Source organism: Coleofasciculus sp. G3-WIS-01, from assembly GCF_040223135.1.
Classification (GTDB): Bacteria; Cyanobacteriota; Cyanobacteriia; order Cyanobacteriales; family Coleofasciculaceae; genus Coleofasciculus.
Map to the genome: position 1 here is coordinate 1 of NZ_JAVJZI010000060.1, position 18,995 is coordinate 18,995.

Below are 18,995 nucleotides of genomic sequence, written 5' to 3' on the forward strand. Positions count from 1 at the left end.
ACTGTAGAGATAGCCAGTCTCAGTTCTTTAATGAACTACGCTACCTGGGTCATGACACCTTAAGGTGCTTTCCAGCTTTAAGCTACTGTCGCTCAAATTTAAACATCTGTATTCGACTAAAGAAGTGATTTGAGTGTAAAAAGCCCAGATAGCTTTGACGAGGAAAACGTTACCGGAATAATCCGAGATATCCAACTTATGTTTGTATTTGTCCTCGACAAAAACCGAAAGCCACTTGACCCCACTCACCCAGCACGAGCAAGACGCTTGCTGGTCAAAGGGAAAGCCTCAGTGTTTCGCCGTTATCCGTTTACAATCATTCTCCATGACAGGCTCAAAGAAAATTCCCAAACTCAGCTTTTTCGACTCAAAATCGATCCGGGAGCTAAAACAACGGGACTAGCTATTCTCCAAGGTTCCGTAGTTGTTTGGGCGGCGGAGCTTTCTCACAGAGGGTTTGCAATTCGGGATGCATTGACCACTCGTCGCCAATTACGCAGGTCGAGGCGTAACCGTAAAACCAGATACCGTGCGGCACGGTTCGATAACCGTCGCCGTCAATCAGGTTGGTTACCGCCCTCCCTTAACAGTCGAGTAGAAAACACCTTGACCTGGGTGCGGCGATTGATCAAGGTTTGCCCAATAACCGCCATCAGCCAAGAGCTAGTAAAGTTCGATTTGTCCAAGATGCAAAATCCTGAGATATCAGGAGTGATGTATCAACAAGGCTCTTTGGCTGGCTACGAAGTCCGTGAGTATCTGCTCACCAAGTTGGCTCGGCGCTGTGTTTACTGTGGTGCAAAGGATACTCGGTTAGAGGTCGAACACGTTGTACCTCGGTCACTTGGCGGTAGTAACCGTGTGAGCAACTTAACCCTGGCTTGCCACCCCTGCAACCAAAGCAAGAGTAATCAAGATATCAAAGATTTCTTGTCAGGCAAACCTGATGTCCTCAAGCGGGTTCTAGCTCAAATCAAAAAGCCGTTGGTAGATGCCGCCGCCGTTAATACAACCCGATGGGCTTTGTTTGAACGACTTAAGGGCCAAGGGCTACCCGTAGAAACAGGCACCGGAGGGCAAACTAAATTCAATCGCACTCGCTTGGGCTTAGATAAAACCCACTATGGAGATGCTGTAGCTGTGGGGAGTTCAACACCAGAGCAGGTCATAGTCAAAGTGAATAAACCTTTGATGATTAAAGCCACAGGTTACGGCCATAGGCGGATGTGTAACATCACCAAGTTTGGCTTTCCCCAAGTCAATAAAAAAGGTGAATTAGCTGTCCGAAAAAGGGTAAAGGTTGTTCACGGGTTTCAAACTGGGGACATGGTGAGAGCTGTTGTTAGGTCAGGCAAAAATGTAGGTACTCATGTTGGGCGTGTTACGGTTCGAGCGACTGGGCAGTTTGATATTTCTACAGCTAAAAGCAAGCTTCAGATTATCAACCACAAGTACTGCCAACCTATTCACCGACAGGATGGATACAGTTATGCCTAGTTTTCCACCTTTGTCCACAGAATCACCGATTAGAGGCAACGCGATCGCACCGTTCGTCGTCAGTGCTATTCTTGCCATTAGCACGGTGGTAAACCTGGATCACAGCGATGGATGGAGAGTCTGATATGCTTGCCCCAACTATCCACCTTAATTGTGCGATCGCGACTCTATGGATTACCCTCTCCCATCCGCCTTACCGAAGCCAGAAGCGAAAAAGCTGAGTTTTACCACCAAATTCACCTATGGCTTAGGTGAGTTATCAGCAGCAATTCCCGGCAACATTTTATCATTTTTCTTCTTATTTTTTCTTACCAATGTCGCTGGACTTAATGCCAGTACAGCAGGTAGTGTCCTGCTGATTAGCAAAGCCTGGGATGCGATTAATGATCCGATGATTGGCTGGCTTAGTGATCACACCCGTTCACCGTGGGGACGACGATATCCATGGATTGTTTGTGGGGCAGTTCCTTTGGGAGTATTTTTTGTGTTGCTGTGGATTGTGCCAACGTTTAGTAACGATGGAACGTTGAATCAGCAAGCCTTATTAGGTTACTACGGCATTGTGGGGGTGCTATTTTATGCTGCGTTTACATCAGTGCTACTGCCCCTATCTGCCCTAGTCCCAGAACTGACTCAAGATTATCACGAACGTACTAGCTTGATCAGTTTTAAATCGGCATTTTCTGTTGGCGGCGCGATTTTGGCATTAGTTTTAGCTCAAGTTATCTTTTCCATGGTTGAACACCCTAGCCAAAAATATTTAGTGTTAGGAATTGTTTGTGCCACTTGCGCTGTTGTGTCCGTCTACGTCAGTGTTTTAGGTACTCGTAAGATTGTTCTCAAGGCTCAAGAACCAGAGACATTGAATGCGCCTGTCCCTCCATCGTTACCCTGGCGATCACAGATTGGCTATATCTTCACCAATCGCCCCTTCTTGTGTGTCATGGGCATTTATCTTTGCTCCTGGTTAGGCGTACAGATAACTGCCGCGATTTTGCCTTACTTTGTGATTAACTGGATGGGATTACCTGATCACCATTTTACCCAAGTCGCGATCGCGGTGCAAGGAACGGCACTGACGATGATGTTTATGTGGAGTTTCGTGAGTAAACGAGTGGGTAAAAAAGCGGTTTATTTAATCGGGATGCCGTTGTTAATTTTGGCAGAATCTGGATTATTTTTCCTCCAACCCGGTCAAGTTGGTTTATTATATGGTCTGGCTGTACTGGCTGGGTTTGGCATTGCCACAGCTTATCTGATTCCCTGGTCAATGTTACCTGATGTGGTTGATCTTGATGAACTTAACAGCGGACAACGGCGGGAGGGAATTTTCTATGGCTTCATGGTATTGTTTCAGAAAATGGGTTTTGCGATCGCACTCTTTTTAGTGGGGAAAATACTCGACTGGGCAGGGTTTATTCCTAGTGTGGCGGGAGAACCCAATCCTGTGCAACCGGAGTCGGCTTTGTTCGCCATCCGGATGATTATTGGTCCTTTACCCACGCTGATATTAATTTGCGGTTTGGTTTTCACCTATTTTTATCCGATTACTCGTGAGGTTCATGTCCAAATTCTCCATCAACTCTGGGAGCGTAATCATCAGTCATGAGTCAATGTTAGGGGCGGGTTTAGCCACTTTCGTCTTGCTGGTTACCAATAACTGAGGAATAAAAGCCGCCCTTATTTATAAGTCATTAGTCATCATTTATAATGGAAAACACAGCAGAATATATTTGCGCCTACTGTGGCGAATCCAACGTCACGTTTATTGACATTAGCGCTGGCTCTCAGCAATCTTACGTTGAGGATTGCCAGGTTTGTTGTCAACCGAATATTTTATATGTCCAGATTGATGAAGACACCCTCGACCTAGAAATTGATACGGACGTGGAAAGTTAACGGCTCTGTCTGTCATTATTCACGCTCTTTGGGGGAATTTGGTTTTATGTAGGGGCGGGTTTCACGACTATCTTTTTGGTTGCATCCAGATGCGACTAAACCCGCCCGGACGTTCCTAGATTTCGAGACGTTCCGTGAAAAGTCAGACTTGTATAGCAACCGCCATAGCGGTTAGGACAAATCATTTAGTAGAGACGTTGCATGCAACGTCTCTACAACAGTTCGTTTGTCTTAATAGATGTGTCTACTGCTATATCAGTGGTGACTCTTGAACCCCTGTTCCAGGAAAGCCCTGAGTTAGCCGTTGACTCTAGAGAAGAAGACGCAGGATTTGTTAAGTTTTTTGGTCGTTTGGCAAAAAAACTCAGTTTATAGGGGAAACTTTTCCTGAGAGAGATTAAAAGGGTATTGAACCATGCCGTATCCCAAAGTTCGCCCGGTTTGGAGTTTTCTGCTTCTCTTGTTGGCAGGAATGTTCGCTCCTTCCTCTACCTATGCTCAATCCATTACTCCAGCAGCAGATGGCACGGGGACGATGGTAACACCGGATGGAAACCGCTTCGATATCCACGGTGGCACGTTTTCGGGAGATGGGGCAAATCTGTTCCACAGTTTTGAGCAGTTTGGCTTAGATTCGGGTCAGATTGCCAACTTTTTATCAGATCCTACGATTCAGCATATTATCGGGCGAGTTGTTGGCGGTGATCCCTCCCAGATTAATGGTTTAATTCAGGTGATGGGGGGTAACTCTAATTTAGTGTTAATGAATCCGGCGGGCTGGATGCTGGGTTCAGAGGCTCAAATTAATGTTCCGGCGGCGTTTACACTGACAACGGCGACTGGTGTGGGGTTTGAGAACGGGTATTGGTTCAATGGGTTTGGTGAGAATGACTACTCGAATTTAATCGGTACACCGAGTCAGTTTGCGTTTGATTCGATGCAACCGGGAAGTATTATTAATGCTGGCAATTTGGAGGTGTTGGAAGGTCAAACGTTAACGCTGCTGGGTGGTACTGTGGTCAATACGGGAGAAATCCGGGCGCCAGGAGGAACCATTACGATCGCGGCTGTACCGGGGAAAAACCGAGTCCGGATTCGTCAGTCGGGACATTTGTTGAGTTTGGAGATTGAAGCGCCTCGGACAGTGGATGGACAAGCGTTACAGTTTACCGCGCGGGATTTACCGGATTTGCTGACGGTTGGGGCGACGGGTATGGAGACGGGATTGACGGTAGATGCGGATGGTACGGTGCAGTTAGGGGATTCTGGGACAAGGATACCAACAACTGCAGGAAGTGCGATGCCTACGGCGGGCTTCGCCTACGCCTCGGGTACGTTGGATGTCTCTAATTCAGGTGTGGGCAAAGTTGGCGGTGAGGTGAATATTTTAGGTCAGCGGGTTGGTTTATTTGGGGCTACGGTGAATGCTTCGGGTACGAACGGTGGTGGATTGGTGAGAGTCGGAGGGGATTATCAAGGTCAGGGTACTATACCTAATGCTCTACGGACGGTTGTTAGTGCAGATTCGAGGATTAATGCGGATGCACTGGTTGAGGGGAATGGGGGACAGGTGATTGTTTGGGCGGATGAAGCTACTGGATTTAATGGCAGGATTAGCGCTGGTGGGGGGAGTGATTCTGGGAATGGTGGCTTTGTTGAGGTGTCGGGAAAAGACGCATTAGCCTTCAGTGGTCATGTTGATGTGTCGGCGGCAAATGGTCAAGATGGGACAATCTTACTCGACCCTAGAGATATCATTATTGAGCCAGATGATGGGGTGGCTGATGATAATAGTCAGATTTCTCCTGGCGTAGATGAACAAATTCTCTTTAATGATGGTGGGAATGCGGTTGATTTTCAAATTGATGACACGGCGTTGACAGCTTTGACGGGTAATATTCTCCTACAAGCACAGCAAGATATTATTGCCCAGGCTGGGACAAATTTGAATTTTACGAATCAGACATTTGGTGAGACGATTAGCTTTGAGGCAGGTCGAGATATTCAGATTAATTCACGCCTAACTACAGCAGGCGGTTCTGTCGAGTTAACCGCGACGACTGGCACGATTGTGTTTGATAGTATTGATACCAGTGTGAATACGGGGAATGCTGGTTCTGTAATATTGCAAGCATCGGGGAATATCACGACGATAGAGAATTTTATTGTGGATCTAGTCGATCCAAATAATATCCCAGTTGTTACTGACAAAGCGGACGCCAGTATAAATGCATCCGTAAGTGTTTATGGCAACGGCAATGGGGGTGAGATTTCCCTGATTAGTACGAATGGTTCTATTAATACGAGTTCTGGAGACATTTTATCGGTGACTCCTGACGGTACGGGAGGTGCAGTGGAGTTACAAGCTGGGGGGGACGTTACGGTTAAGTCTATCGGTAGTTACGTTAATCCAACAGGGAATGCTGGATCGATAACCCTGCAAGCGGGAGGTAATATCACCACCACAGGTCGTTTGGGTCGAAACGGTGAGGGGACACTGATTTCTAGTACAAAAACGGGTAATGGGGGTCAAATTTCTTTAACCAGTACCACAGGTTCTATTGATACCCGTTCAGGAGAAATACGAGCTTTTGCAATAACTGGCAACGGGGGTGCGATCGCACTTTCGGCTGCTGATGAGATTAACACGGCTGAAATTAATGCCAGTGCGACGTCTGGAGATGGAGGGACTATCTCTTTTTCGGGTGCGAGTATTAATACGACAGAGATTGATGCCAGTTCGGTTTCAGGAAATGGGGGAACTGTCTCTTTTTCTGCTGCTGGTGATATTAATACGACAGAGATTGATGCGAGTGCGACGTCTGGAGATGGAGGGACGATTACTTTTTCGGGTGCGAGTGATATTAATACGGAACAGATAGATGCCAGTTCGGTTTCGGGAAATGGGGGAACTGTCTCTTTTTCCGGTTTTGTTGATATTGCTGATGAGACTGATACGGGACAGATGACGCTCTCACTTTCTAGTCCTGATCAGATTAATACGGAACAGATAGATGCGAGTTCGGTTTCAGGAAATGGGGGAACTGTCTCTTTTTCTAGTGTTGGTGAGATTAACACGGCACAGATAGATGCCAGTTCGGTTTCAGGAAATGGGGGAACTGTCTCTTTTTCTAGTGCTGATGATATTACTGTTGATACTGATACGGGACAGATAACGCTCTCATTTTCACTTTCTGGTGTTAGTGAGATTGACACGGAAAAGATTGATGCGAGTTCGGTTTCGGGAAATGGGGGAACTGTCTCTTTTTCTGGTGCTGGTGAGATTAGCACGGCACAGATTGATACCAGTTCGGTAAGCAGTGGGAGTGCTGGTAACGGTGGAAACGTAACCCTTGATGCTCAAGGAAATGTTCAAGTTACCTCTATCAATGCTCAAGGTGGGGACAGCGGCACAGGGGGTGATGTTGACATTACCGCCAACGGATTTTTCCGCGCCACAGGCACGTTTACCGATCAGAATGATATAGATGCCAGCATTTCTACTGCTGGTGGGAGTACAGGAGGTCAGGTCATCATTCGACATGGAGGTGGTGTTGGTATTTCCTTTGATGTAGGAAATGCCTCTTTAAACGGAACTGCTGGAGCTATTACTACTGGCACTGATAATTCAATTGTGCCACTACAGTCTTTTTCAGGTTCTTATAGCCAGGGGACTCCGCCAAGCGATATTCAGATCATTGCTCAAAATAACTCTTTTGTTGTCTCGCCGCTACCTTCTTTGATTTTGCCACCACAGTCTTTACCGAATATTTTAAGCCAAGGTATTTCTCCTAGTGATATTGAGTTTGTTACTCAAGATAACTCTTTGATTTCACCTCAATATAACTCTTTTATATCTGGCAATTGTCCTCCTGACTGTAATCTTGAAATCAGCAATCTGAGGGCGAATAATCCTCTCCCAGAGTTGGTTTTTGAGCTAGAGGAATTGTTCACCAGTGAGTTTGAGCAGTATCTAGGACGGTCTGGAACTCCAATTAAAACACTAGAGGATGCTCAGGATGAACTTCGAGCGATTGAGGAGCAAACAGGAGTTCGGTCAGCACTTATCTATGCGTTCTTCCTCCCATCAAATGCTTCTCTTTTTGACCCAATCAATTCAGAAGAACCAGATGCAAACGTACTTTGGGAATTGCCTCAGTTAGGACAGGTGAGGAATAACATTGGTCGGCGTCAGTTTCTACGTGATCAAGGACAGCTTGATTCTGAACTGCATCTTGTGCTGGTGACTTCTAGCGGACAAGCGATTTGGCGACGGCTGCCAGATGCTACATATGAAAAAGTCAGTCGAGAAGCTAATCGATTCTACCGAAAAATTAAAAATCGAAAAAACTTTTCTTCTGAGGCTGATGACTATGCTAAACAGTTCTATCAATGGCTAGTTGCTCCTTTGGAAAAGTACTTACAAGCCAGAAGCATTGACAATCTCGTGTTCCTGATGGACGAGAAGTTGCGCTCAATTCCTGTCGCTGCCCTACAGGATGAGCAGGGGTTGCTCTTAGAGAGATATAGTGTTGGTCTAATGCCCAGCTTAAGTCTCACCAGTACTTCCTACGTGGATATCAAGAAAGCTCAAGTCCTTGCGATGGGAGCTGCTGAATTTCTTAACAAAGACCAAAACCCTTTACCAGCAGTACCAGTAGAGTTGGAGGTGGTTGCAGAGCGATTATGGCCTGGGACTGGCAAAGATTTCCTCAACGATAAATTTAACGAGGCAAACCTCCAAGAGCAAATTTCATCGGGAAAGTTTAGCATCATCCATTTAGCTACTCATGCTCACTTTGAGCCTGGTTCTCTTAGTAACTCCTTTATCCAGTTGTGGGGAAACGAGCAACTACGCCTTGACCAACTTGAGGCACTAAAACTGAAGGGCGTGCCTGTTGAGCTATTAGTTTTGAGTGCCTGTCGCACAAGTGTGGGCAATCGACAATCAGAATTAGGATTTGCCGGTTTAGCGACGGAATCTGGTTCAAAATCTGCTTTGGGAAGTCTCTGGTCTGTTGATGATGAGGGAACACTGGTTCTTATGGCAGCTTTTTACGAGCAATTGAAAAAAACACCTATTAAAGCAGAAGCTCTACGGCTGGCTCAACTAGCCATGAGCAGAGGGGACGTGAGAATAGAGGGACAGCAGTTAATAACACCCAGGGGCAACATCCCCTTACCCGCTGATTGGGAGACTTTAGAAGATGGGATGTTCGTTCATCCCTACTATTGGAGTGGTTTTACACTGATTGGAAATCCTTGGTAAGAGTGAAGATTAGACCTGAATGTCATGCTATTGATCTATAAAATGTCTATAGGTGTAAGTATCTGAGGTTGCCGTTCATTGCTATCATCCAACATTTCATTGCTATTATCTAACATTTGCTTAATTTCTTCTAATTTATCCTGCACTTCATTTAAACCGTATTGATCTTGGGAGGCATTTAGCAGTTCGATTGCCATTTCATAACTCGCTTCAGCGTGCAAATTCAACCCTGATAACCCATAAACATCACCCAACAGCATATAGCTCAGTGGAGCTTGACTTCCTTGAGCAACAGATTTTTCGAGCGTTTCAATAGCATTAAGTAGTAAGTTTTCTTTCTTGTAAAGATAAGCTATATTCATAGATCTTTCTTCTACTGCTGAGTTTTGATTAATCGTTGTTACCTGATCTTGCACTCTCTTGATACTTTCTGGATCGAGTACCTCGAATCCTAAATGACCGCCAGCATCGTTGCGAGAGGATGCACCGTTACTAGCTTCAACAGTTACTAAATACCTTCTTCCCCATTCCAAAGGTGGCTCATCTTCAGGATAATCAATCTCTGTTGAAGTAACCGTCCTCTGCCACAACAACTCTCCATTCTCGTCCTCTATTCCTACCGTGTAACTTGCGGCTCCTTCTACTTCATTCCATTGTAGAGTCGGCTTGTCTGTGAGCAAATAGGTCATGCGAGGACTAATTACGTAAGGGATCTGCGGATTATTTCCTCCAGGTCTATTACTATTAAAACCAGTCCGAATGATTCGGCGACTACCAGGGCAATGTTCTGTTACTGACTCTGTTTTACCAGAATAATATAGTGGCATGAGATTACCGGTATCGCCACAGATTAGCTCAACCTCTGCTCCTCTACCTACTCGTAGCTCATCTCCACGTCCAACTTCCTCCCCAAAACGTATTGGACGGAAATTAGTCTCGCCTCTCGGTTTAAGCTCTACTCGACCATTAGGATTCTTAATCACAACACGGCTGGCAACGGCAGCAGGCATTGTAATAATAGCAGTAGTAAAAGATATAACAAAAGCACCTATAAAAAGCTTGGTGTGTTTCATAATTTTCCTCGTGAGGGTAAACGCATTTCCTTGTCTTGATCAATCTACTTCTGTTAGAGTACTGGCGCTATTGCTGGGCATCAACTCGTTCCAGTGCAATATTTAACCAGATAAAGTCCTCTGGTAGTGCAGCCTCGTTGTGTTCTTTACAGCTTTCCCATTCAACGAGCGCCTCTTTACTCTTTGTTTGTTTTTCTAGTTCTTCTATTACCATGGCTAGTAAACAGTGAGCAGGAGCCTTATCATCGGCAATTTTAATGGCTCTCTGAAGGTCAACTTTCGCTCTCTCCAACTGACCAAGTTTTAATTTTAGCCAGCCGAGGTTTTTGTATAAGGCATATTTCAAATCAACATTATTTTCATCTATTTTGCGTGATCGAAGCTGCTGCAATACACCAGCAGCAGCAATATATTTTTGATCAAGAATGTAAAGACGTGCCAAGTTGTTATACGCCTCATTTTTTCCTCCCATCGCTGCTATCTGATACTGAGTACGAGCAAGCTCATAATTCTCTAAATCTTCGTATAGTAGACCTAAAAAGAAATAAGTTTCTTCATCATCTGGGTTGAAAGCTAGCGCTCGTTTAAAATCAGACTCAGCCTTGGCTACATTAATTGGCTTGTATCCTTTGTTCTGATAGTATTCTTCGCTCTGATTGCATTCTTTGTTCTGATAGTATTCCTTGCATCCCTGTTCACGAAAATAAACAGCAATCCGAGGAAGTGACGATAAATGAATTATCCAGATAGTAAGCGCTAATATCAATGCAATAAATGTCATCGTCTCTTGATGAAAATACTTATGAATCTTGAAATTTTTCAGTACTCCTTCTAAGATTTCTTGTCCGCGCAACACTTGATTTAGTGCCTCTCCACCAAGGACTAGGCTTAATATACTCGATCCAATAATCGCCGCAGCTCCGAATGTACTTGGACCCCCTGCCCAGAACCGTGGGACAATATCGGCTACAAAAGTAAGAAATGCTGCTAAGCAAACAATGGTACAAAACCCCCACAATCTATCATGTTGATCCCAAGGATGAACGAGAAACCACCACCACCCTTGAGTTTTTGGTTTTAGAATTTCGCGCCACTCTGCCAAATCTACTGTTGTAGTAATTTTGTTTTCTTGCTTCTTTAATTGCTGATCTAATTTACGAATTTCATCTAGTGTATCTGTAGCAATATCATATTTTTCAACTAATAGCAGAGCAAGCTGATCACGTACAGATAACACATTCATTATAGTATTTCTAAACTGAAAATATTCGGGAGTTTTTTGTTCTGGAATCTTTGGGTTCCCTCGGAAAATTTTACTGAAACACCTTAATCTAAAAAACTGAGCAATGAAAGCAAGCCAGAAATTATTTCTAGGATGCACATAGGAATTGTTTTTCAACTCCTGAAGTTTTTCTTTGTATTCTTTTACAATTTTTTCTATAGAGTTGTCGGGATTATCTGTCATTTTTCTCGTTACTTGCTTAAGCAAATTAATCACTTAAATTCCTGGTAGACAAAAAGGGTAAACTCCTTTATAAATAGCTAAAACCTATACCTCACACTAAAGTACAAACCTGAATCCTGGAAATTATCCCCCCGGTCATCAATACTCACTAAAGGTAAACCATAGTCAACACGCAGTTCGAGTCCAGGTATTGGTTCTGGAAACCAAATCAATCCTAAACCTAAACCTGCTAAAAATTGCTCTGATGGTAACTCATTTGGATTATCGGGATGATTCCAGATAACCCCGGTATCAAAAAAAGGAGCCAGCAGCAAAGACGGGTTATTCAACTCATCTCGATCCAGAGTAATTCTATCTTCAATTGATAAGCGAAACCCATTATCCCCAGAACGCACATTCTGCCGATAACCTCGCACCGATTGACCCCCACCCATTACAAACTGTTGAGCTGGTAATAAACTACCCGGTGTCAATTGTAATTCAGCTTGAACAACCAACAAGTGATTCCCACCGATTCGCTGCACCCGTTGCACTTGACCCAACCAACTCAAGAACTGTCCATCTGGAACCTCCCCCTCATTTGTCGTCGCATCAAATAAACCCGTCCCAAAACTAAACTGTGAACCCAAAAACCACGCCCCCCGCGATGAACGAAGCAGATACTCTTGTCCAAACTGAATCACACTCGTGCGACTGACCCCATCCTCATCCGGACCAATGCCAAAGGGAATTCCTAAAGAATCAAAAATAAACGTCTGACCTTCTTGGAAGGTAAAACCCAAGGATAAGGCAAACTCTTCACGAGGCTTGCGTATCAACGGTTGACGATAAACTATTTCATATAGATCCGTTTCTCCTCGAATATCAAAGTCATCAAACTCTGACTGAATAATATCATTTCTATTGGGTGCTATTCTCAGTCTAAGTGTACCGTTCATTGAATTGAGCGGCAGTTGATAGCCCAAATCCAGCACATCAGCGCCCAATGTCGCCGAACGGTAAAAGGAAATTTTATCTCCAACAACCGCTAAGTTACGATGGCTTAACTCAACGCCCAATCGTTCAGAACCAACACTCGGCGGTGAAAAGTTATCAGCACGTACACTACCCTCAAAGGCATTTGCTTTAGTGAAGCGAACATCGAGATTAGTTTGCCCTGTTTCCCCGGTTTCTACTAAGCTGGCTTCTATACCCCCGATAATGGGATCGTCACGTAGTAATCTCAGTTGGTCTTCCAGTTCAGCCGTATTCAGGGGAGTCCCTGCACCCAATTGAATGCGATCGCGAATATAAGATGCCCATCGTCCTGTTACTTCAACTTTTTGAACCTTTGTCTTTTCTTCTTGATTTTCACTCTCCGTAATCTGGCTGCTTCCACTCTCCTCCGCATCAATTATTTCAAAAATCTGAATCTGATCTAAACTTCCCTCAATCGCACAAATTTCCACAACCCCATTCTCAAAGCTGGAAACTTCTGCTTGAGAATTAATGTAACCCTTTGTGAGATAAAGGTCAGTAATAGCTCCGGCAATGTTATTCGGTAAATTTTCCAGAACGTTGTTCAGATCATCAAACTCGTCTCGTTGGGTGTATTTTTCCGGTGCTGTCAGCAAGAATCTTACCGTGACATATCGCTTCTCCAAAGGTTTAGTTACTTCCTTAACCGCATCCATTAGTTCCTCACGACTAAACACTGTATTGCCAATCACCTTAATCGTCAGCGCTGCTATATGTTCGACTGGAAACGCGATCGCAGAATGTTGCTGGTGAAACTCATGGGTATCCGGACAAGCTGAAGCCCCTGGCGAAGATGCTTCTGCTTCAATGTTTTGAGCCGATACCTGCCCAACTTGACCGATTAGGCTCTCCCCTAACCCAGTCGCTGATTTGAAAACATGATCAGGATTAGCAGTAACCCCTAACCAACTCCCTGTCATCATCCAAACTAGGGGGAGCATCAGCAGACAACCCTGTAAGCCTAAAGACACAGCCATCCTAGTTATAAGTAAAAATTACTCATTCTTTCACATCCATTCTCATACCTGAGATAGAGATCTCGGCATAGCTTTAGCTTTTTTTATCATTTCGTCGCCGATAAACACCTGTAACGGCTCCTATCCCGCCCTTGAAGGCGTCAAACTGCACCCCTCATCCTTTATATTTGTTGATTTTCCCTGGATGTACAAAAATCACTAACGCTAGCATAAGGAGTCAACTGCTCCTGAAACGCCAAAATTCAACAGTAGCATTGATTACAGATGCCCCTCATTGGTGAAGGATGTGCTTATGGTTATCAATACAACACTCCGCTCTCATAAACCCCTAGGTGGACTTTACACCAAAACTGGGGAACATGCTTTGGTTTTCCCATTGAAGCATACACAAGTGCTGGCGAAGGTGGCGGGTAATTTATCCCGCGTCGAGGTGACGCAAACCTTTGAAAATTCCTTCGCGGAACCCTTAGAAGCCATTTATATCTTCCCTTTGCCAGATGCGGCGGTTGTCGATGAGATGGAAATTAAACTGGGCGATCGCGTGATTAAAGGGGGGATTAAAAAACGGGAAGAGGCGCAACTGATTTATGAACAAGCACGCCAAGAAGGACGAACCGCAGGATTATTAGAACAAGAACGTGATAACATTTTTACCCAATCCTTGGCAAATATTAAACCCGGAGAACGGATTGACGTAACGATTCGCTATACCGATACCCTAAAATTTAGCGGCGGTGAGTGCGAATTTGTCTTTCCGATGGTGGTAGCACCCCGCTTTTGTCCAGGGATTCCTATTGATGAGAGTGGGGATAGCGATCGCGTGGCGGATGCGTCACGGATTATGCCAACGATTATCCCACCTAGCACCCGATCTGGACATGATATTCGGATCACGGTGGAAATTGACGCCGGGGTTCCCATTTCCCACATCAATTCTCCCTCGCACCAGATTAGAGTGGAACATGAGGGGACATTGGTGCGCGTACTCCTGGGGGAAGAGGACACTATTCCCAACAAAGATCTGATTTTACGCTATCAAGTATCCGGCGATCGCACTCAGGCGACGGTACTGACTCAATCGGATACACGCGGCGGTCATTTTGCCTTATATTTGATTCCGGCTTTGGATTATTCCCACAATGAAATTGTACCCAAAGATGTCGTTTTTCTCATTGATACTTCAGGGTCTCAAAAAGGTGACCCCTTCCGCAAATCCCAAGAACTCATGCGCCGCTTGATCCAGGGATTGAATCCTAATGATACGTTTACGATTATTGATTTTTCCGATATCACGACGCAATTGTCTGCCAAACCCTTAGCCAATACGCCGCAAAATCGGATCAAAGCCCTTACTTACATCAATCAATTACAGGCAAATGGCGGCACCTATTTACTCAATGGAATTCGCGCTGTCTTGAATTTCCCCGCCGCACCCGAAGGACGTTTACGCAGTATTGTATTACTTACCGATGGTTATATTGGCAATGAAGCAGAAATTCTGGCAGAAGTGCAACAGTATCTCAAACCGGGAAATCGTTTGTATAGTTTTGGCGTTGGCAGTTCACCCAATCGGTTTCTTTTAAATCGCATTGCTGAATTAGGGCGAGGAACATCGCGGATTGTGCGTCAGGATGAATCAACTCAGGAGGTAACCGAAGAATTCTTGTGCCACATCAATAATCCAGTTCTGACGAATATAAATGTTGAGTGGGAAGGAATGGGAGAAGCGATTATCTATCCGACAACTCCCCCAGATTTGTTTACCCAGCAACCGTTAGTTTTATTTGGGCGCATTTCTCCGATTAATCAGGAACAGGCGGGTATTCTCACAATTACCGGCACAGCTACAGGGGGTAAGCGTTATCACAAGGAATTTCACCTGAGATTTGATCCACAAGGGAATTGTGCGATCGCGCAGTTGTGGGGGCGGGCGCGAATCAAAGATCTGATGAATCAAATGTGGCACTGTGAAAAGAAGAAACAGGTTGAGGCAATTATACAGACAGCTTTGACTTATCAGATTTTAGCACCCTATACGGCGTTTGTTGCCGTCAGTGAACAAGTCCGAAGTGATCCGCAAGGTAAGGGAATCTGTGTCTGTGTACCCGTTGAAATGCCAGAAGGGGTATCTTATGAAGGGATTTTTGATCAATCTCCCCTGCGTTTTTTGGGACTCAAATTCAGGCGATCGCGAGGCGATTCTGGCATTTCTCCCTCAATCACAGCTAATGGCTCATCCTCTAGTCTTGCAGGTAATTCTACCTCGGATCAAATACTACTTACCTGTACGGATAACGTTGATATCACCTCCGCCGATTCTCCCCTGGTTCAGGATGAAACTATTGCCACAGTGCAACTCCTCAGCGTTACTGGATTAGAAAACTCTGTCGCTGCTCTACTCCTGCAACACCTGCAACAAATCATTTTACCACCGGGATACTCTGGTGAACTTGTCTTTGAGGTTCCGGTGCGTAAGGGGCGTGTGGTGCGGGTATTATGGGATGAGGAGGCTTCTACTCTCACCGAAGCCGTTGTTATTGATTTAATTAAGCGATCGCTCTTAAGTTGGCGAGTACCCCAATGGCTGATGGATACTGTGCGTTTAACTTTATGGATTCAAACCGACAATTAATAGGTGTAACTATGTAGAGATGTAGCGGGCTACGTCTCTACAGAAAGTAGAAATGGAATTTAAACATTAAATATTTACAGTTGCTCTTGTACCCAAACCCGAAACGCCTTCATGGTTTTGTTTCTGCCTAAACGCCGACATTGACCAATATATTTAGGAATTGCTTCAATGAGTGAAAATTTAGGAAAATTAGGGCTAAAATTAGACGGGCTATACTTGCCATCTCGCAGCAGGTTAATTTGTAATCCTCCCTTTTCAAACCGCCACAATTCAGGTACTCCCAATGCTTCATAGATACTCGGATGAGTGCGAGACGTGACATCAATCTCTAATGCTAAATCCGGAGGCGGATCTAGAGTTAAGTCAATTCGGTTTTTTCCTCGAACGGCTGCCTCATTTTGAATATAGAAACAATTATCAGGTTCTATTGCCTTAGTCATCACCTCATTTTTGAATGTCGTCGAACCCAAGGTGCAAAATTCAATATCTAATTCTTCAAGAAGTGCTTTGATTAAATCACTAACGAGTTCTTTTCTGCTTTCATTTTCAGGTAAAGGGGTCATAATTTCCAGGGTTCCATTGTCATACGCCACTCTAGCGGCACGATGCTCGCCTAAATCCTCTAAAATTGTCTCAAATTCCTGCCAGGTTATATTTGAGAGCAATATCCGTTGTCCTGGTGGTACAGTGATCCGATTCAGTTCTAATAACATGGTCTAACTCCGTTAATTCTTAATTTTTCCGGGTTTTCTTTTACCGTTTTTACATCAACCATAGGCTTACCAATGACCAATGACTAATGACCAATGACGATCCTCGCCCCTCCTGCTTAAATGGAAAAGAGTTATCCCCATCAACATAATGGCTGTTCATCAAGACTATATTCAACTTGCCACCGATAAAAATGGCGATATGCATGACTTGACTGATAAAGTCAATGCCATTGTCAAAAACTCTGGTATCGAGACGGGAATGGTTCATGTCTTTAATATTGGTAGTACCGCCGCCATTGGCACAATCGAGTTTGAACCTGGGTTGGAACGGGATTTACCGGAACTGTTAAATAAACTGATTCCACCCAGTCAGGACTACGGACATGAGCAAACCTGGCACGATGGTAACGGACATTCTCACCTGCAAGCCACTTGGCTGGGACCCTCTATCACCGTACCCCTCAGGAATGGCAGGTTAGAATTAGGCACCTGGCAGCAAATCTTTCATTTAGAATGCGATGTGAAACCCCGTCGCCGTAAAATTCTGGTGACGATTTATGGAGAATAATTGGCTCTTGTGTACTTATTCTCGTGATGAAGCGGCTTTTGATTCTGCCTCTTCTAGCTCGATAATCAAATCTATGAGATGTCTAGCATAACGAAGGGAATCTGTCAAGCCTCGATCCGTGACTGGATAGCTATAGCGAGCAAAATTTTCATGAGGGTGTTGCCAACGTAACCATAACCGTCTGTCAATCATCTTCGTGCTAATTAACCAATCTCGGTAGCGGATTGGTTTTATTGGCAAGCCGGTGTTGGGATTGTCTGAGTTCACTGGCTTTCTTAGGAGTGTTGAATTAAATTTACGGTTTAACAGAGCATAAAGAAAGTTGACTAGACGGGTTGAAGTCGCTGCATATCACTCAATAGAGCTAATAATCCTTGGAATAATTTGATGCCATCAGTACTGCCTAACAAGGGGTCAGATGCGCGTTCTGGATGAGGCATCATCCCCAATATTTTACCCGTGCGATCGCAAATTCCGGCAATGTTGTTCACGGAACCGTTAGGGTTGCTGGTTTCGTCGATTTCACCCAGGGAACTGGCGTAACGAAATACAATCTGATTCCCATCTTCGAGCGCTTTCAGGGTGTCTGTGTCGGCATAGTAACGTCCTTCGCCGTGAGCAACGGGCAGTGTGATAATTTCACCTGTGGAATAGGCGCAAGTCCAGGGCAGATCCGTGCGTTCTATTTTCAGGGGGACGCGATCGCAAATAAAATGGAGATCTCGATTCCGGACTAATGCTCCGGGCAATAACCCCGTTTCGGTTAAGACTTGAAAGCCGTTGCAGATACCCAGAACAAACTTCCCCTGGTTAGCGTGGGTAATAACATGGGGCATAATTGGCGAAAACTGAGCGATCGCGCCGCAACGTAGGTAGTCGCCATAACTAAAGCCACCGGGTAACACAACGACATCTAAGTCAGAAATATCCGTTTCTTCATGCCAAACCATCCGGGTAGGACAGTTTAGCAAATCCTGGGTTACATAAGCAACATCGCGATCGCAGTTTGAGCCAGGAAAAACTACAATTCCAAATTTCATGTTGATGCCCCTACCTGTACCTGTACTTCATCCAAATCAAATCGATAATTTTCAATCACCGGATTCGCCAAGAGTTGATCACAGATGCGATCAAGTTGCTCCCTGGCTTGATTTTCATTAGCCGCCGTCAGCATTAACTCAATATACTTGCCGATGCGTACCTGTTTAACCTTTGCGATGCCAAGTTGCCCAATCCCGGACTCAACTGCCACGCCAGCCGGATCTAATACAGAAGGTCGCAGTGTAACATAAATTCGAGCCTGATACTGATGATTCACGAGCATCCCCCAATTGTGCAGATTACCTTCTTTAAGTTTGAACGACTAATTCTGAATAGTCCACGTCATTTTCCCTCGATTAACCCGTAAATCTATGAAAGCCCAACGCACCCGTTCTCAAGAGCGAATTTTAAATTTGCTCAAAACCTTAAATCGTGCTGTCTCTGCCCAAGATATTTATATCGAGTTACGTAATCGGGAGCAAGGTATGGGTCTAGCGACAGTTTACCGCTCTCTCGATGCCTTGAAACTCGAAGGAGTGGTACAAATGCGGACTCTAGCCACTGGCGAATCCCTCTACAGTTTATTGCAGGATCAACACCATCTCACCTGTCTCAACTGCGGGCGATCAATTCCCATCGAGGAATGTCCTGTCCACAATTTAGAGACCCAGTTACAAGATAACCACCACTTTCAAATTTACTATCATACCCTAGAGTTTTTCGGACTCTGTGAGGATTGCCAAATGGTTGAAGCTGATCAAAACCGTCCTTAATCCGACTGCCAAGATAATCCAGACGCGGTAACAGCACATCTGGAACATGAGCAAAGAAACAGGGCTACTTG

16 protein-coding genes are annotated in these 18,995 nt (G+C 44.8%); 9 read left to right on the top strand and 7 right to left on the bottom strand.

Translation table 11 applies throughout. From position 1 onward, the window contains the following. The first annotated feature begins 198 nt into the window (after positions 1–198). From iscB to RIM23_RS06075, 6 genes are all read left to right on the top strand, one after another. Positions 199–1,497, top strand: a complete 1,299-nt coding sequence (iscB, locus tag RIM23_RS06050) for an RNA-guided endonuclease IscB (RefSeq protein ID WP_446365407.1) — start codon at positions 199–201, stop codon at positions 1,495–1,497. Continuing rightward, positions 1,490–1,621 carry a hypothetical protein gene (locus tag RIM23_RS06055; RefSeq protein WP_446365345.1) on the top strand — a complete coding sequence of 44 codons (132 nt, stop codon included), beginning with the start codon at positions 1,490–1,492 and terminating at the stop codon, positions 1,619–1,621. Before iscB ends, RIM23_RS06055 begins: the two co-directional genes overlap by 8 nt. 45 nt (positions 1,622–1,666) lie before the next feature. Beyond that, positions 1,667–3,106 carry an MFS transporter gene (locus RIM23_RS06060; RefSeq protein WP_446365347.1) on the top strand — a complete coding sequence of 480 codons (1,440 nt, stop codon included), beginning with the start codon at positions 1,667–1,669 and terminating at the stop codon, positions 3,104–3,106. Positions 3,107–3,207: 101 nt separating this feature from the next. Then, positions 3,208–3,396, top strand: coding sequence for a CPXCG motif-containing cysteine-rich protein (locus RIM23_RS06065; RefSeq protein ID WP_446365349.1), 189 nt, complete (start codon positions 3,208–3,210; stop codon positions 3,394–3,396). A 201-nt stretch (positions 3,397–3,597) separates the two neighbouring features. After that, positions 3,598–3,771 carry a hypothetical protein gene (locus RIM23_RS06070; RefSeq protein WP_446365351.1) on the top strand — a complete coding sequence of 58 codons (174 nt, stop codon included), beginning with the start codon at positions 3,598–3,600 and terminating at the stop codon, positions 3,769–3,771. Positions 3,772–3,811: 40 nt separating this feature from the next. Next, positions 3,812–8,665, top strand: coding sequence for a CHAT domain-containing protein (locus RIM23_RS06075; protein WP_446365353.1), 4,854 nt, complete (start codon positions 3,812–3,814; stop codon positions 8,663–8,665). A gap of 35 nt (positions 8,666–8,700) precedes the next feature. Here RIM23_RS06075 and RIM23_RS06080 read toward each other — a convergent pair whose 3' ends face one another. From RIM23_RS06080 to RIM23_RS06090, 3 genes are all read right to left on the bottom strand, one after another. Further along, entirely contained in the window at positions 8,701–9,738 is a 1,038-nt protein-coding gene (locus RIM23_RS06080) for a tetratricopeptide repeat protein (RefSeq protein ID WP_446365354.1), read from the bottom strand. 67 nt (positions 9,739–9,805) lie between these two features. Then, positions 9,806–11,203 carry a tetratricopeptide repeat protein gene (locus tag RIM23_RS06085; RefSeq protein WP_446365356.1) on the bottom strand — a complete coding sequence of 466 codons (1,398 nt, stop codon included), beginning with the start codon at positions 11,201–11,203 and terminating at the stop codon, positions 9,806–9,808. A 77-nt stretch (positions 11,204–11,280) separates the two neighbouring features. Then, positions 11,281–13,197 carry a ShlB/FhaC/HecB family hemolysin secretion/activation protein gene (locus RIM23_RS06090; RefSeq protein ID WP_446365358.1) on the bottom strand — a complete coding sequence of 639 codons (1,917 nt, stop codon included), beginning with the start codon at positions 13,195–13,197 and terminating at the stop codon, positions 11,281–11,283. A 292-nt stretch (positions 13,198–13,489) separates the two neighbouring features. Between RIM23_RS06090 and RIM23_RS06095 the strand changes: the two genes are divergently transcribed. Further along, a complete protein-coding gene (locus RIM23_RS06095) occupies positions 13,490–15,829 on the top strand; it encodes a VIT domain-containing protein (protein ID WP_446365360.1) in 2,340 nt (779 codons plus the stop codon). 74 nt (positions 15,830–15,903) lie between these two features. Here RIM23_RS06095 and RIM23_RS06100 read toward each other — a convergent pair whose 3' ends face one another. After that, positions 15,904–16,542, bottom strand: coding sequence for a Uma2 family endonuclease (locus tag RIM23_RS06100; protein WP_446365362.1), 639 nt, complete (start codon positions 16,540–16,542; stop codon positions 15,904–15,906). A gap of 148 nt (positions 16,543–16,690) precedes the next feature. Between RIM23_RS06100 and RIM23_RS06105 the strand changes: the two genes are divergently transcribed. Continuing rightward, positions 16,691–17,110 (top strand): secondary thiamine-phosphate synthase enzyme YjbQ, encoded by a 420-nt coding sequence (locus RIM23_RS06105; protein ID WP_446365364.1) that lies wholly within the window; start codon positions 16,691–16,693, stop codon positions 17,108–17,110. Between the two features lie 15 nt (positions 17,111–17,125). Here RIM23_RS06105 and RIM23_RS06110 read toward each other — a convergent pair whose 3' ends face one another. From RIM23_RS06110 to purS, 3 genes are read right to left on the bottom strand one after another with little or no spacing between them, the layout of a single operon-like run. Next, entirely contained in the window at positions 17,126–17,377 is a 252-nt protein-coding gene (locus tag RIM23_RS06110) for a hypothetical protein (protein WP_446365366.1), read from the bottom strand. A 59-nt stretch (positions 17,378–17,436) separates the two neighbouring features. Then, on the bottom strand, positions 17,437–18,150 hold the full coding sequence (gene purQ, locus RIM23_RS06115; protein WP_446365368.1) for a phosphoribosylformylglycinamidine synthase subunit PurQ: 714 nt from the start codon (positions 18,148–18,150) through the stop codon (positions 17,437–17,439). Next, on the bottom strand, positions 18,147–18,428 hold the full coding sequence (gene purS / locus RIM23_RS06120) for a phosphoribosylformylglycinamidine synthase subunit PurS (RefSeq protein ID WP_446365370.1): 282 nt from the start codon (positions 18,426–18,428) through the stop codon (positions 18,147–18,149). The genes purQ and purS overlap by 4 nt, the downstream gene beginning before the upstream one ends. Before the next feature lie 94 nt (positions 18,429–18,522). Between purS and RIM23_RS06125 the strand changes: the two genes are divergently transcribed. Then, a complete protein-coding gene (locus RIM23_RS06125; RefSeq protein WP_446357944.1) occupies positions 18,523–18,924 on the top strand; it encodes a Fur family transcriptional regulator in 402 nt (133 codons plus the stop codon). Positions 18,925–18,995 lie beyond the last annotated feature (71 nt).